Below are 13,956 nucleotides of genomic sequence, written 5' to 3'. Positions count from 1 at the left end.
ATTTACTCAATTTCTGTTGATTTTCATACACTAAGTTCATTTCATATAGCAATTGGGAAACACCATGAATTTGCATGAGTATCAAGCGAAACAATTATTCGCTGAATATGGTTTACCAGTTTCTGAAGGTTTCGCATGCGATACCCCTCAAGAAGCTGCAGAGGCTGCTGACAAGATCGGCGGTGATATGTGGGTTGTAAAAGCTCAGGTTCACGCTGGTGGTCGCGGTAAGGCTGGCGGTGTTAAGCTAGTAAGCTCAAAAGAAGAAATCAAAGAGTTCGCACAAAACTGGTTAGGTAAAAACCTAGTTACTTATCAAACAGATGCAAATGGTCAGCCAGTTGCTAAAATCTTAGTTGAAAGCTGTACTGACATCGCTAACGAATTATACCTAGGTGCTGTTGTAGACCGTGGTTCTCGTCGCGTAGTATTCATGGCATCAACGGAAGGTGGTGTTGATATTGAAACGGTTGCAGAAGAAACTCCGCACCTAATCCATAAAGCTGCTATCGATCCACTAGTTGGTCCTCAAGCCTACCAAGCACGTGAACTAGGTTTCAAACTTGGTTTAAACCCAACTCAAATGAAGCAATTTGTTAAAATCTTCATGGGTTTAGGCAACATGTTTACTGATCACGATTTTGATCTACTAGAAATCAACCCATTAGTTGTCACAGAAGAAGGTAACCTTCACTGTTTAGACGGTAAAATCGGCGTTGACTCAAACGCGCTATACCGCCAACCAAAAATCCGTACTTTCCACGATCCATCTCAAGAAGATGAGCGTGAAGCACATGCTGCACAGTGGGAATTAAACTACGTAGCTCTAGATGGTAACGTTGGTTGTATGGTTAACGGTGCTGGTCTTGCTATGGGTACCATGGACATCGTAAACCTACACGGTGGCAAGCCTGCTAACTTCCTTGATGTTGGTGGTGGCGCAACTAAAGAACGTGTTGCAGAAGCATTCAAAATCATCCTTTCTGATGACAACGTTTCAGCTGTATTAGTAAACATCTTCGGTGGTATCGTTCGTTGTGACATGATCGCAGAAGGTATCATTGGTGCTGTTAAAGAAGTAGGCGTAAACGTTCCTGTTGTTGTACGTCTTGAAGGTACTAACGCTGAAGCTGGCCGTGAAGTATTAGCTAACTCTGATGTTGATATCATCGCTGCTGAATCATTAACCGACGCTGCTACAAAAGTAGTTGCTGCTGCGGAGGGCAAATAATGTCTGTATTAATTAACAAAGATACTAAAGTTATCTGTCAAGGTTTCACTGGTGGTCAAGGTACTTTCCACTCTGAGCAAGCAATTGCATACGGTACGCAAATGGTTGGTGGTGTATCACCAGGCAAAGGCGGGCAAGAGCACTTAGGTCTTCCAGTATTCAACACCGTACGTGAAGCGGTTGAAGCAACTGGTGCAACGGCAACAGTTATCTACGTTCCAGCGCCATTTTGTAAAGATGCAATCTTAGAAGCTATCGATGCTGGTATCGAACTAATCGTTACTATCACTGAAGGTATTCCTACGCTAGACATGCTTGACGTTAAAGTTAAGCTTGAAGAAACTGGTGTTCGCATGATCGGTCCTAACTGTCCAGGTGTTATCACTCCAGGCGAGTCAAAGATTGGTATCATGCCAGGTCACATCCACAAGCCAGGTAAAGTAGGTATCGTATCTCGTTCAGGTACGCTTACGTATGAAGCCGTTAAACAAACAACAGATGCTGGTTTCGGTCAGTCTTCATGTGTTGGTATTGGTGGTGACCCTATCCCAGGTACTAACTTTATTGACGTACTTGAGATGTTTGAAAACGACCCTCAAACTGAAGCTATCGTTATGATCGGTGAGATCGGCGGTACTGCTGAAGAAGAAGCGGCTGAGTACATTAAAGCTAATGTAACTAAGCCTGTTGTTTCTTACATTGCTGGTGTTACAGCGCCTGCTGGTAAGCGTATGGGCCATGCTGGTGCCATCATTGCTGGTGGTAAAGGTACTGCAGACGACAAATTCGCAGCGCTTGAAGCTGCTGGTGTTAAAACTGTACGCAGCCTAGCTGACATCGGTGTAGCACTTAAAGAGAAAACAGGCTGGTAATCACCTCCTGTTTTACAAGAAAAGGTCGCGTAAGCGGCCTTTTTTATGCCCACATTATTTTCAAGGGGTCAGAACACTTGAAACTTATTTTTACTTTCCAAGGTGGCAGCACACTGGTAGAGATGCCTAATCACTTAATTCGACCTTCCTCTGGGCTATTCTAGAACAATCATAAGAAGATTAAAAAGTAAGTCCGGGAGTAAATCGAGCAGCATATAATAGGATTAATCGGCACTTTCGTACAACAATAGAACATCGTTAAATAAATGTAGGTATTTTTACTACCAGTCGTAATAGCCAAAGCTCTGTCTAAAAGCTTTTCAAGAGTTCTGACCCCTTGAAAAGATATAATGGTTACGGTTTTATTTCGTTAGTTGCCTTGAAAAAACGTCCTAGGCACTTCTATATTATAAGAATACTAAAAGGAATACACAGATTATGAATCCAATTATCGCACTACTTAAACAGGAAAATATTTCAGATGAACAGATCACTGATTTGTTCCAGCAAATGACCGAGAACCCGATGGTAGCGATGGCGACGATTACCCAATTGGATATCCCTCAAGACAGGCTGCAACCGATCTTAATGCAAGTGATGAGCAACCCAGCGTTAATCAAAGACGCGGTCAGCGAACTTGGTTTAGATACCGAAGCACTCGCACAAGCGGCGCAAAAGTTAAAATATCAAAGCTAGCAGCTGATTAATTAGCCTAAGCTAGCGCATCTTCACATAACTCATATTGTTAAGTTCAAACTAAGTACGCAGTTGGCTCTGTGTTTTGATGCGTTATGATGACCTGAGATTATGCAGGTTATTTTATCCAATGACGTATGGCATTACGGCGTTCATGACATCGTTGTAACCCTGACGTTGTCTTACAGCTATCCAATCAAATCTAACCAATCATTATCCTATTCATAGAGTTAGACATTTTCTTCATTCGCATATATTCTTGGTCTTCCATTCACGATTAATGAAATAATAATGATGAAAAAATCACTGGCAATCACCGTTGCAGCAGTCCTTTTGTCTGCATGTGGCGATAAAGCCGCTGAAAAACCGGCTCCTGTAGTTACAGATACTGCTGTTGAAAAAAAAGCGAGCGAACAAGTCGCCACCAAATTGGTTTACCCTGAAACACGTCAAGGAGACGTTGTCGATGAGTATTATGGCGTTAAAGTCGCTGACCCATATCGTTGGTTAGAAGACGATCGAAGTGAAGAAACTGGTGCTTGGGTTAAAGCCCAAAACAAGGTGACGTTCGATTACTTAGAGCAAATTCCGTATCGCGCACAATTAAAGCAACGTTTGCAAGAATTATGGAACTACGAAAAAGTCGGCGTGCCGTACACAGAAGGCGAATATCAATACTTCTATAAGAATGACGGTTTACAAAACCAATACGTTTTATATCGCAAAGACGCTGACGGAAATGAAGAGGTTTTTCTCGATCCAAATACCTTTAGTGAAGACGGCACTACCTCGCTGTCACAAGTTAGCTTTTCAAAAGACGGTTCATTAGCGGCTTATTCAATTTCTGAGGGCGGTAGTGACTGGCGTAAAATCATTATTATTGATACCAAAACCGGCAAGCAATTGGGTGATACGTTAGTTGATGTCAAATTCTCTGGTATTTCTTGGTTTAATAACGAAGGCTTTTATTATTCAAGTTACGATAAACCACAAGGCAGTGAATTGTCGGCTAAGACCGATCAACACAAACTGTATTATCATCAGCTAGGCAAGCCACAATCAGAAGATGCATTAATCTTTGGTGGCACAGACGAGCAAAAACGTCGCTATGTCTCTGGTGAAGTCACAGAAGACGGTCGTTACTTATTTATTTATGGTGCGGTTTCAACATCAGGTAACGATCTTTATATGAAAGATTTAAGCAAGCCTGACAGTGAATTGGTTACCGTATTAGATCACACTGACTCGGATACATCATTGCTGCATAGTGAAGGCGATACTTTGTATTTCGTTACCAACTTAGGTGCGGCAAATAAGAAAGTCGTTATCGTTGATGCAAAGTCTCCGACCAGCGAAAACTGGAAAGATTTGATCGCTGAAACCGACAATGTATTAGCTCCATCGGTTGGTGGTGGTTTTATTTTTGCGGAATACATGGTTGATGCTATCTCAAAAGTGATGCAATACGATATGACCGGCAAATTGGTACGCGAAGTGAGCTTACCTGGTGTTGGTTCGTCAAGCAGCTTATCTGGTAAGACAGATGAAACAACCCTGTATTATTCGTTTAATAACTACACCACACCGTCAACGATTTACAGCTTTGATGTAAACAGTGGCAAGTCAGATGTCTACATGGCATCAAAAGCGAAAGTGAACAGCGATGACTTTGTCTCGAAACAAATTTTCTACACATCAAAAGACGGTACTAAGGTACCGATGATCATCAGCCACAAGAAAGGCCTAAAACTCGATGGTAGCAACCCAACCATTTTGTATGGTTACGGTGGTTTCAATATCAGCTTAACGCCGAGCTTTTCTGTCGCCAATGCGGTTTGGATGGAACAAGGCGGTATTTATGCGGTTGCCAATCTTCGCGGTGGCGGTGAATACGGTAAAAAATGGCACATAGCAGGCACTCAACTGCAAAAGCAAAACGTATTTGATGACTTCATATCTGCCGGCGAATACTTGATCAGTGAAAACTATACCTCAAGTGACTATCTGGCTATTCGCGGTGGTTCAAATGGTGGTTTATTGGTGGGTGCGGTTATGACTCAACGCCCTGACTTAGTTAAGGTTGCCTTACCTGCCGTTGGTGTATTGGATATGCTGCGCTATCACACGTTCACTGCGGGCGCTGGTTGGGCATACGATTACGGCACCTCAGAACAGAGTGAAGAGATGTTTAACTACTTGAAAGGCTACTCGCCAACTCATAATGTTAAAGACGGTGTCAGTTACCCTGCAACCATGGTAACCACAGCGGATCACGATGATCGTGTTGTGCCAGCTCACTCATTTAAATTTGCGGCGGAATTACAAGCCAAGCAAGCGGGCGATGCTCCAACCTTGATTCGTATTGAAACCAATGCAGGCCATGGTGCAGGTACGCCAGTGAGCAAGAGCATCGAGCAGTATGCTGATATCTTTGGCTTCACGCTTTACAATATGGGTGTTAAATCACTAAATTAATGACTAAAGCTTTAGCGTAAAAAAGGCCGCATTTGCGGCCTTTGTTTTAGCGCAGGTATAGTCTAAATACTTGATAAAAAACGCAATGATTTTATATGTAGGGTAAAGTCACCTTGTTGTTTGCCAGCGATTAAAAAGCCTATTTGTTTAACGTCAGTGAGTTTTAATTGACGATCCGATTGCAGTTTTCGTCCTCGATATTGCAAGTGAAAATCACTGGCTTCAACAGTAAAGGTTTGCCATTCACCTTTAGGGGGCGTGAACTCATGCACGAATGCCGGTCCATCAAAGCTCTCTGTGGTGCGCAATCTCAGTTGATAAGCTTTGCCATCACCGCGCAAGGTCAGTTGAATTTGACTGCTACCGGGAATGGCCGTCATGATGGTTCGGATAGAAGCAAAACCGCCATTGTTCTCGAGCGACACATGACCCTTAAAAATCAGCGTGTTTTCGTGAATATCAACTTGGCTGTGGGAAAGGCCGCCCATCACACCGTCGTTAATGACGTACCACGCTCTTTCTGTGACCGGCGAGGCCGCACTGACTGTTTGCGAAAAAATCATACCGGTCACCACGGCAGAAGAAAATAAAGGAGATAAAAAGTTCATATTGTTATTACGTCCGAACTTGGCGAAAAGATCCATTGTAAGGTCATTATAGCAGTCGCAATCACCACTAAATCGTGATGTTGAGTTAGTGTTCTGATTCTCATCACAAAATATATTTGTCTCTAAAATGTTTAGTGTTAGAGATTCAGATGTGGGTTTTGTACTGGTGTGCAAGCTTTGACATTGCTCAGCGATTCGATAATATGGTTTTGTATCTTTTCTAGTCAATGATTATGGATTGAGAACGAATAACAATAATAGGGACACCCATGAGACAGTTATCGGATAAAATTTTTCGCTCTACTGAATTTCGCTTTGGTGAAGGCGCTATCAGTGGCTATCTTGCATGCATGTTGGCAATACTATCCTTTTTTGGGGTCGTTGCGTTTCATTTTCCTCAATACCTTAGTACCCCAGAATTAAGAGCCAATTACGATGTTGAGATACTTAGGCAAGTGATGTTTTACGGCATGGTCTTATCCGGCAGTCTTGGCTTGTTAAACTTCGTTCGCAATACCAATAAGCGCTTGGGGGCTGTGGCGTGGTTATTCCTCATCATTACCATGATGCTTGGTGGTCACACGGTTGAAATAGGCGATTTTCCTGATAATACCCCTTATATTGGCCTTGATTGGTTTATTCTTGACTTGCTCGGCTCAACGTTAATTTTTATCTTTATAGAAAAATTATTACCGCATAGAAAAGAACAGCCTATTTTACGTGATGATTGGAAAACCGACTTACACCATTTTTTTGTCAATCATCTATTGGTTGGCTTTGTTTTATTGGTAACTAACCACTTTGTCCATGGCGCTTTTGGTTGGGCACAAAGCGACTCAATCAAATCGATGATTGAACAAATGCCATTGGTATTGCAGGTGCTGTTCATTATTCTCGTCGCGGATATTTTCCAATACGTAACCCATCGTTTGTATCATGAAGTGCCATTTTTTTGGCGCTTTCATGCGATACATCACAGTGCCAAAAAAATGGACTGGTTAGCTGGTTCAAGACAGCACTTTCTTGAACTCATCGTGACTCGCTGTTTAGTGTTAACACCAATCTTTATTCTTGGTTTCTCTAAGGCGGTGATCGATATTTATGTAATCATTGTTGGCATTCAGGCAGTGTTTAATCACGCTAATGTGCGCATCAAGTTTGGCTGGTTGCAATACATAATCGTCACACCGCAATTTCATCATTGGCATCATTCATCCGATAAAGCCGCCATTGATCGTAACTATGCTGCGCATTTTTCGTTTCTAGATTATCTATTGGGTACCGCCGTAAAAGATGAGAAAGAGTGGCCTGATGAATACGGTGTGGTGGGTGATTATGTGCCTGACGGTATGGTTAAACAGCAAATGTTTCCGTTTAAGTCACAGCCTAAATAAACGGATGTAACGTAAACTTGGCGTTGTCAGAATAAAGAAAGTGCGTTAACTTAGCGATTCAAATGACATCAGAATAAAGGGATTTATGAGCTGGGCACTTTTTCATTTTCATTGTCGTTATCTGCATAAGCAATTAGAGCAAGGGGCAACGAAGCAACAAGCACTAGACACACTACGTCAGTTAGACTTAAGCGAGTTGTTTAACAACAATGCGCAATTATCTGGCGCACCGAAACAACTCTTGCAACGGTTACTCACTTTACCTGACCACAATCGTTTGTTAACAGCTTTATCTGCGTATAATCAGCTCGATATAAATTCTGTTACGGTGAATGCTGTGACAGAGTCAAAATATCTGCGTTCAATAAACTACATGGTTATTTTAACGGTCATGTATCTGCTCATTGCCACCTTGTTTAAGTGGTATGTACTGCCTAGTTTTGTTGATATGTATAGCATGTTTGGTGGCCAATTATCCGCTAAGTTTTTAGCCTTTGACAGTGTCTATATGTTGTCGCTAATTGCCGCACCATTTATGATCCTATTTTGTTATTTATTGCGTCGACAAATTATCAACATTGAACAGTCTTTTGTGCAGAGGCAACGCCGCGAACGATGGTTATTTTCAGAAAACTTAAATAGGCAGTTAGATTCTTTTTCAACGTTACTGCTTTCGCCTGTTTTAACGGCAGAAAATAGTACACAAGCGACCATGAAAAAGCTGGCTAAATTGCGCTCGGCAGGTATCGATGTGGACACTGAATTACCCGCCTTGTTAAGCGAAAAAGGGCAGAGTCTAACCGTTCAATTAGAAAAGTATTTAGGACGATGCTTTAGGATTATTGAAATAAGCCTATACGTACTTATAGGTTATTTGATAAGTGTTATGTATGAACCAATATTTAATATGGGAGCGTTAATATAATGAAGTTAAAAGGATTTACATTAATTGAGTTGATGATTGTTGTCGCCATTATTGGCATCTTAGCAGCGGTCGCGCTACCGGCATATTCAACCTATACCCTAAAAGCACACATGGCAGAGCCGATGACCTATGCTGGTAATTTACGTCTGCCGATAACAGAGTATTACAGCGACAATTTGTCCTTTCCTAAAACCAACAGTGATGCCGGTTTACCTGACGCTGATAAATTGATCACCAACAAGATCAAAAGCGTGACGGTTGATAATGGCGCGTTTCATATATTACTTGGTAATGATGTGCCACAACCGTTACAGGGCAAGTATTTAACATTTAGACCAATGGTCGTTGATGGTAGCCCAACGAGTCCAATAAGTTGGTTGTGTGGCTACGATCAACCGGCGCAAGGTTTGCTTGCGGTCGGCGAAAATAAAACCAATGTAGACCCACAGTTTTTATCTGGTGATTGTCGCGGTTAACCGCAATGTCTAGCAAGGTTAATCACTAGGTTATGCACTCCTGATAAAATAACCTATACCTTAACTAATAAGTTATGTTAGCTAAGGTACAGCTATGTCGGTTAAAGCCATCCCAGAAGGATTTCATTCAATAACGCCTTACTTGGTATGCAACGGTGCTGAAAAGGCCGTTGAGTTTTATCAGCAAGCATTTAACGCGCAATTGGTATTACGCCTTGATATGCCTGACGGTCGTATTGCCCATGCTGAAATCAAAATTGGCGATTCACATATAATGCTCACCAATGAGCATCCCGAAATGGGTTTTGTGTCGCCTGAAACACTTGGCGGTGCGGGAGTCAGTTTAATGCTGTACGGTGATGATTGTGATGCCATGTTCGCACAAGCGATATCTGCTGGCGCAACTGAATTGCGACCACTGACCGACCAGTTTTATGGCGACCGAACCGCAATCGTTAAAGACCCATTTGGCCATGTATGGACAATTGGTACCCATAAAGAAGATCTTACTCAGCAGCAGCTTGAGCAACGGATGGCAGAATTTATCAGTAATTTCCGGCAACACTAATACAGATTGCCTAGTAACCGCCGTTTTTCAAGATTAAATGCTTGGAATCAGAGCCAGCATATTTTAATTTAGCGAGCAGTTGTTATAATGCGTCGTTATTCTTAATTTTCACCCATTTATTTTAGTTTTTCAGAGGTTTCCTAGATGTCGGATACACCAACCCGTCCTAGTAATTTTATTACCAATATCATCGATGCTGATCTAGAAAGCGGTAAGCACACACAGGTGCAAACGCGTTTTCCGCCAGAGCCAAACGGCTACTTGCATATCGGCCATGCTAAATCCATCTGCCTTAACTTTGGTATTGCTCAAGATTACCAGGGACAGTGTAACTTGCGTTTTGATGATACCAACCCTGAAAAAGAAGACATTGATTATGTAAATTCAATTCAGAAAGACGTGCAATGGCTTGGCTTTGAGTGGAATGGCGATGTGCGCTATTCATCGGATTATTTTGATCGTTTGCACGGTTATGCGGTTGAGCTTATTGAAAAAGGCTTGGCGTACGTTGACTTTCTGACCACAGATGAAATCCGTGAATATCGTGGTACCCTGCAAAAACCAGGTAAAAACAGCCCATATCGTGACACTACACCTGAGGAAAACCTAGCTCATTTTGTAAAAATGACAAACGGTGAGTACAAAGAGGGTGAATGTTGTTTGCGAGCTAAAGTCGATATGTCATCGAGCTTTATGTGTATGCGCGACCCTGTGTTATATCGAGTAAAATTTGCCCATCATCACCAAACCGGTGATAAGTGGTGCATTTACCCGATGTACGATTTTACTCACTGTATTTCTGATGCCATCGAAGGGATCAGTCACTCGTTGTGTACGTTGGAGTTTCAAGACAACCGCCGTATTTACGATTGGATCATCGAAAACATCTCAATTGAGTGCACACCACGTCAATATGAATTCTCTCGTTTGAATCTTGAGTATACGGTGATGAGTAAGCGCAAGCTAAACTCCCTAGTTGAAGACAAGCTAGTATCAGGCTGGGATGATCCGCGTATGCCGACCATCGCTGGTTTCCGTCGCCGTGGTTATACACCGGCATCAATTCGGGAATTTTGTAAACGTATTGGTGTGACGAAAATGGATAATACCATTGAAATGGGTGTACTTGAGTCAGCCATTCGTGAAGATCTAAACGAAGCAGCGCCTCGCGCTATGGCCGTACTTGACCCGATTAAAGTCGTGATTGAAAACTACCAAGACGGTAAAGTTGAAATCTTAAACGTCAAGAATCACCCTAATGATGAATCACAAGGCTCACGTGAAGTGCCATTTAGCGGCGAATTGTTTATTGAAGCGGAAGATTTTCGTGAAGAAGCAAACAAAAAGTACAAGCGTTTGGTACTAGGTAAAGCGGTACGTTTACGTGGTGCTTACGTGATTACGGCAGAGCGTTGTGACAAAGATGCAGATGGCAATGTCACCACGGTTTACTGTAGCTACAACCCAGACACTTTAGGTAAGAACCCTGAAGATGGTACTAAGCCAAAAGGCGTTATTCATTGGGTGAGTGCAGAGCAAAGTTTGCCAGCTGAGATTCGTTTATACGACCGCTTATTTACGGTGCCGAACCCTGGTGCTGCCGATGATTTCGAAGCAGTTATTAACGAAGACTCATTGATTACTTTAGACAAAGCACGTGTTGAACCCGCATTAGCAAACGCTGAGCCTGAAAAAGCATTCCAGTTTGAGCGTCAAGGCTACTTTTGCCTTGATAACAAAGACGCTGTTGAAGGCAAGTTGGTATTTAACCGCACCGTTGGCCTGCGTGATACATGGGCAAAAATCAACGCTTAATCGCTAAGAGTGATTGACGGTAATTGACCGTATCATTGACTAGAAAAACCTCGCTTTTGCGAGGTTTTTTATTATCTGCTTATCGCGGGTATCGGCCATTTTGGCCAATAAAAAAGGCCAGCGTTGCTGACCTTTATTGCAGATTGCCTAAGCTCGCTGGCTAGCTTTGTGATTTGCGATACTTTTCACACGCCACTTCATCTTCACACTCACCATACAGATATAAACTGTGGTTGGTTAGTTTGATTTTGTTTTTGTTGGCGATGTCGATTTGACGTTGTTCGATAACATCATCTTCAAACTCAACAACTTTACCGCATTTCAAGCAAACTAAGTGATCGTGATGCGCTTTGTGTGATAATTCGAATACTGATTTGCCGCCTTCGAAATGGTGACGCGTCACAATGCCGGCGTCATCAAATTGGTTCAATACTCGGTAAACAGTAGCCAAACCAATCTCTTCGTGTTGCTCCAAGAGGATCTTATACACGTCTTCTGCGCTGATATGTTGGTTATCTGGCTGTTGCAAAATCTCGAGGATTTTTACACGAGGCAAGGTAACTTTCAGTCCAGCTTTTTTTAGTTCTTCGTTTTGATCTGGCATTTTTGATACTTCTAAATAAATCTCTAGCAAACGATTATAGGGGCTAACAAAGCAGGTTAAAACCCCTAATTGATAATTATTTGCGATTAGCCATTGATTGCACATTAGTTAAACAATGACTTAACCTAATTGATTCAAATGAAACCGTGACTCGTTTAAAAGTAAAGTTTACTGCGCCTAAATAAAAAGGGCTGTGTGAATCTAGGCAAGTGTTAATCCAATATCTAATTTACTTTGGTCAAATTGTCATTCGTTAACGTGATTACTGCAGATATAAAAAAACGCCCAAAAGGGCGTTTTTTGCAGGATTCATTTTGTTGCTTAATCAAGCAACTCAGCTAAGCACATTTCATCCATCAATTGCGCAATCCAGGCATCAACACGTTGTTCGGTTAGCTCTGGTTGACGATCTTCATCAAGGCCTAAACCGATAAAGGTATTGTCATCGATAAGAGCTTTTGACGCTTCAAATTCATAACCGTCAGTAGACCAACCACCAACCATGATAGCGCCTTTTGATTCGGCAATGTCACGCAATGGCGCCATGGCGTCTAAGAAGTACTCAGCGTAGTCTTCTTGATCACCTAAGCCAAAAATGGCAACTAACTTGTCGGTAAAGTCGATTTCTTCCAGTTCCGGTAGGAAGTCATCCCAATCACACTGATTTTCACCGTAGTACCAAGTAGGTATGCCCAGAATTAATAAATCAAATTCTGCAATATCTTCTTTGGTACTTTTGGCAATATCTTTTACTTCGACATTCTTTTTACCCAGTTTTTTCTGGATCATTTTTGCAACAGCTTCAGTGTTGCCTGTATCGCTACCAAAAAATAGACCGACAGTTGCCATGTATTTAAAACCTTTTCTTTATTTCGTCTTTGATTCTAATGCGTCAACAAGCAGTGATTCAATAAGGTCACTGCGGCTCACGCCTTTATCTTTTGCCATTTCATCCAGTTGTTCAAACAACTGTTGATGAATCTTAAACTCAACTCGTTTGAGGCCTTTGTTTTTATCTCGTTTAACCTGGTTGCGTTTGTTTATTTTTACTTGAACTTCCCTTGGATAAGGGTTTGTTCTTGGCCGACCAGGACGTTTTTCGTCAACGAACAGATCGATTGTTGTCAAATCTGCAGCTTCTTTAGCCATAATTCTAGCCTATTCCCTTGCTTTCCCATATCACCTGAATAACACCTTTGGCGATAAAACCGGCACATCCGAGAAATAATACGAAGTAAACGATATATTTGCCTTTTTTCGGTACATCATTTTTTTTCATTACGTCATGTATCGACATGCCGATAAAAAAGAAAATGGCAACGAAAAACAAATTAAGGCCAATTGACTCGATTAATTCTAAGTGTTCGGAAAGCATACTACATCCTATAAAATTACGGCGGCACTATAGCACAACATAACAGGTAAATGTACTGTCCAACGCCGCTTTTTTTCGATCTGCGCCTATCTATTTTACGCGATAAAGCACTGCTGCGATCGCTATCGCTAACCGTTTATAAAGTCGATAACGATTTTATTAAAGGCGACTGGTTTTTCAGCGTGTAGCCAGTGACCGGCACCTTGGATGATTTTTGCACTTGCATTTGGAAATAACGCGCCTATTTGTGCACGGTGTTCCGTTAGAATGTAGTTAGAGTTTGAGCCTTTAATAAACAAAACCGCACCAAGAAACTGACCTTCGTTGAAACCAATGGCGATATCATCGTATTTTTGTTTAATGGTGTTTAGATTTACGCGCCAAAAAAAGCCGTTGTCGCCTTTCGCTAAGTTCTTTAATAAAAACTGACGGACACCGGCGTCAGCTACCGCCGCCTGTAATTGTTGATCAGCGTCTTTGCGTGATGTCACCGTGCTCATATCAATATCTTGTAAACCATTAATGATTTCATTGTGATGAGGTGGGTAATTAACTGGGGCGATATCAGCAACGATCAACTTATCAACCAACTGGGGCTGGTTAAGTGCAATTTTCATCGCTATCTTGCCGCCCATTGAGTGACCAAGAAAATGCGCTTTATCGATATTAAGCTTTGATAATAAGGCGATAACATCGTCGGCCATCGCATCATAGGTCATCGTATCACTGTGGAATGACTTGCCATGGTTACGTACATCAACGCTTATTACCTGCAACTGTTCGCTTAAAGGCTTGGCGACCATGTTTAGGTTTTCTAGACTACCGAATAGACCATGTATTAAAACAATTGGCTCACCTTGGCCAATAATTCGATAATGCAAAGATTGATTGTGTTCCATTGTTTTTGCGCTACTCAC

The 13,956-nt window shown here is 41.9% G+C and carries 15 protein-coding genes; 9 read left to right on the top strand and 6 right to left on the bottom strand.

The features are described from left to right. Positions 1-64 precede the first annotated feature (64 nt). From sucC to HII16_RS10090, 4 genes are all read left to right on the top strand, one after another. Positions 65-1,231: an ADP-forming succinate--CoA ligase subunit beta gene (gene sucC / locus HII16_RS10105; RefSeq protein WP_135439920.1), complete on the top strand. Its 1,167-nt coding sequence runs from the start codon at positions 65-67 to the stop codon at positions 1,229-1,231. After that, on the top strand, positions 1,231-2,103 hold the full coding sequence (gene sucD / locus HII16_RS10100) for a succinate--CoA ligase subunit alpha (RefSeq protein WP_135439921.1): 873 nt from the start codon (positions 1,231-1,233) through the stop codon (positions 2,101-2,103). Before sucC ends, sucD begins: the two co-directional genes overlap by 1 nt. A gap of 438 nt (positions 2,104-2,541) precedes the next feature. Further along, a complete protein-coding gene (locus tag HII16_RS10095) occupies positions 2,542-2,799 on the top strand; it encodes a DUF2999 family protein (protein ID WP_135439922.1) in 258 nt (85 codons plus the stop codon). Positions 2,800-3,090: 291 nt separating this feature from the next. Further along, positions 3,091-5,274 (top strand): prolyl oligopeptidase family serine peptidase, encoded by a 2,184-nt coding sequence (locus tag HII16_RS10090; RefSeq protein WP_211183485.1) that lies wholly within the window; start codon positions 3,091-3,093, stop codon positions 5,272-5,274. 62 nt (positions 5,275-5,336) lie between these two features. Here HII16_RS10090 and HII16_RS10085 read toward each other — a convergent pair whose 3' ends face one another. Continuing rightward, positions 5,337-5,918: a CIA30 family protein gene (locus HII16_RS10085; RefSeq protein ID WP_169129861.1), complete on the bottom strand. Its 582-nt coding sequence runs from the start codon at positions 5,916-5,918 to the stop codon at positions 5,337-5,339. 233 nt (positions 5,919-6,151) lie between these two features. Between HII16_RS10085 and HII16_RS10080 the strand changes: the two genes are divergently transcribed. The 5 genes from HII16_RS10080 to glnS all read left to right on the top strand — a co-directional run bounded on the left by HII16_RS10080 (position 6,152) and on the right by glnS (position 11,060). Continuing rightward, positions 6,152-7,276: a sterol desaturase family protein gene (locus HII16_RS10080; protein WP_169129859.1), complete on the top strand. Its 1,125-nt coding sequence runs from the start codon at positions 6,152-6,154 to the stop codon at positions 7,274-7,276. Positions 7,277-7,361: 85 nt separating this feature from the next. Beyond that, on the top strand, positions 7,362-8,201 hold the full coding sequence (locus HII16_RS10075; RefSeq protein WP_169129857.1) for a hypothetical protein: 840 nt from the start codon (positions 7,362-7,364) through the stop codon (positions 8,199-8,201). Continuing rightward, positions 8,201-8,677 (top strand): pilin, encoded by a 477-nt coding sequence (locus HII16_RS10070; RefSeq protein ID WP_169129855.1) that lies wholly within the window; start codon positions 8,201-8,203, stop codon positions 8,675-8,677. Before HII16_RS10075 ends, HII16_RS10070 begins: the two co-directional genes overlap by 1 nt. A gap of 94 nt (positions 8,678-8,771) precedes the next feature. Then, positions 8,772-9,245: a VOC family protein gene (locus tag HII16_RS10065; protein ID WP_169129836.1), complete on the top strand. Its 474-nt coding sequence runs from the start codon at positions 8,772-8,774 to the stop codon at positions 9,243-9,245. 144 nt (positions 9,246-9,389) lie between these two features. Further along, positions 9,390-11,060, top strand: coding sequence for a glutamine--tRNA ligase (glnS, locus tag HII16_RS10060; RefSeq protein ID WP_169129834.1), 1,671 nt, complete (start codon positions 9,390-9,392; stop codon positions 11,058-11,060). A gap of 160 nt (positions 11,061-11,220) precedes the next feature. Here glnS and fur read toward each other — a convergent pair whose 3' ends face one another. The 5 genes from fur to HII16_RS10035 all read right to left on the bottom strand — a co-directional run bounded on the left by fur (position 11,221) and on the right by HII16_RS10035 (position 13,938). After that, on the bottom strand, positions 11,221-11,664 hold the full coding sequence (gene fur, locus HII16_RS10055; protein ID WP_135439929.1) for a ferric iron uptake transcriptional regulator: 444 nt from the start codon (positions 11,662-11,664) through the stop codon (positions 11,221-11,223). 321 nt (positions 11,665-11,985) lie between these two features. Beyond that, entirely contained in the window at positions 11,986-12,513 is a 528-nt protein-coding gene (fldA, locus tag HII16_RS10050) for a flavodoxin FldA (RefSeq protein WP_135439930.1), read from the bottom strand. A gap of 18 nt (positions 12,514-12,531) precedes the next feature. After that, complete coding sequence (gene ybfE / locus HII16_RS10045; protein ID WP_169129832.1) at positions 12,532-12,813, bottom strand: LexA regulated protein; 282 nt, start codon at positions 12,811-12,813, stop codon at positions 12,532-12,534. A gap of 4 nt (positions 12,814-12,817) precedes the next feature. Then, positions 12,818-13,039, bottom strand: coding sequence for a DUF2788 domain-containing protein (locus HII16_RS10040; RefSeq protein WP_135439932.1), 222 nt, complete (start codon positions 13,037-13,039; stop codon positions 12,818-12,820). Between the two features lie 128 nt (positions 13,040-13,167). After that, positions 13,168-13,938 carry an alpha/beta fold hydrolase gene (locus HII16_RS10035; protein WP_169129830.1) on the bottom strand — a complete coding sequence of 257 codons (771 nt, stop codon included), beginning with the start codon at positions 13,936-13,938 and terminating at the stop codon, positions 13,168-13,170. Positions 13,939-13,956 lie beyond the last annotated feature (18 nt).

Origin of the sequence: Thalassotalea sp. Y01 (assembly GCF_012932945.1) — a bacterium.
GTDB lineage: Bacteria > Pseudomonadota > Gammaproteobacteria > Enterobacterales > Alteromonadaceae > Thalassotalea_A.
Note: the sequence above shows the minus strand (reverse complement) of the source record. Positions and strands in the feature narration are given on the sequence as shown.

Excerpts from the sequence above, each read along its gene's own strand:
- HII16_RS10070 (WP_169129855.1), top strand. The coding sequence starts at position 8,201 with ATGAAGTTAAAAGGATTTACATTAATTGAGTTGATGATTGTTGTCGCC.
- HII16_RS10090 (WP_211183485.1), top strand. The coding sequence starts at position 3,091 with ATGATGAAAAAATCACTGGCAATCACCGTTGCAGCAGTCCTTTTGTCT.
- ybfE (WP_169129832.1), bottom strand. The coding sequence starts at position 12,813 with ATGGCTAAAGAAGCTGCAGATTTGACAACAATCGATCTGTTCGTTGAC.
- HII16_RS10085 (WP_169129861.1), bottom strand. The coding sequence starts at position 5,918 with ATGGATCTTTTCGCCAAGTTCGGACGTAATAACAATATGAACTTTTTA.
- HII16_RS10080 (WP_169129859.1), top strand. The coding sequence starts at position 6,152 with ATGAGACAGTTATCGGATAAAATTTTTCGCTCTACTGAATTTCGCTTT.
- HII16_RS10065 (WP_169129836.1), top strand. The coding sequence starts at position 8,772 with ATGTCGGTTAAAGCCATCCCAGAAGGATTTCATTCAATAACGCCTTAC.
- HII16_RS10095 (WP_135439922.1), top strand. The coding sequence starts at position 2,542 with ATGAATCCAATTATCGCACTACTTAAACAGGAAAATATTTCAGATGAA.
- HII16_RS10035 (WP_169129830.1), bottom strand. The coding sequence starts at position 13,938 with ATGGAACACAATCAATCTTTGCATTATCGAATTATTGGCCAAGGTGAG.
- fur (WP_135439929.1), bottom strand. The coding sequence starts at position 11,664 with ATGCCAGATCAAAACGAAGAACTAAAAAAAGCTGGACTGAAAGTTACC.
- fldA (WP_135439930.1), bottom strand. The coding sequence starts at position 12,513 with ATGGCAACTGTCGGTCTATTTTTTGGTAGCGATACAGGCAACACTGAA.
- HII16_RS10040 (WP_135439932.1), bottom strand. The coding sequence starts at position 13,039 with ATGCTTTCCGAACACTTAGAATTAATCGAGTCAATTGGCCTTAATTTG.
- sucD (WP_135439921.1), top strand. The coding sequence starts at position 1,231 with ATGTCTGTATTAATTAACAAAGATACTAAAGTTATCTGTCAAGGTTTC.
- HII16_RS10075 (WP_169129857.1), top strand. The coding sequence starts at position 7,362 with ATGAGCTGGGCACTTTTTCATTTTCATTGTCGTTATCTGCATAAGCAA.
- glnS (WP_169129834.1), top strand. The coding sequence starts at position 9,390 with ATGTCGGATACACCAACCCGTCCTAGTAATTTTATTACCAATATCATC.
- sucC (WP_135439920.1), top strand. The coding sequence starts at position 65 with ATGAATTTGCATGAGTATCAAGCGAAACAATTATTCGCTGAATATGGT.